We start from the raw sequence: 217 nt of genomic DNA, 5'->3' as shown, positions 1-217 counted from the left end.
GAACCGTTGACCCCCTGCGTGCAAAGCAGGTGCTCTAGCCAGCTGAGCTAATCCCCCATATAATATAAAACAAACTTGTCTGTAGTACAAGAAAGAAAAACCTTCTTGTTTTTACGGAATCTCTCCAGAAAGGAGGTGTTCCAGCCGCACCTTCCGGTACGGCTACCTTGTTACGACTTAGCCCCAATTACCAGTGTTACCCTAGGGCGCTCCTCGC

General features: G+C 49.3%; 1 rRNA gene. It reads right to left on the bottom strand.

Annotation, left to right across the window (positions count from 1 at the left end):
* Positions 1 to 128 precede the first annotated feature (128 nt).
* Positions 129 to 217: ribosomal RNA gene (locus tag H6A27_RS14995) — 16S ribosomal RNA — on the bottom strand; the annotation flags it as partial.

It is taken from the genome of Bacteroides caecigallinarum, assembly GCF_016902295.1.
Taxonomy (GTDB): domain Bacteria; phylum Bacteroidota; class Bacteroidia; order Bacteroidales; family Bacteroidaceae; genus Phocaeicola; species Phocaeicola caecigallinarum_A.
Note: the sequence above shows the minus strand (reverse complement) of the source record. Positions and strands in the feature narration are given on the sequence as shown.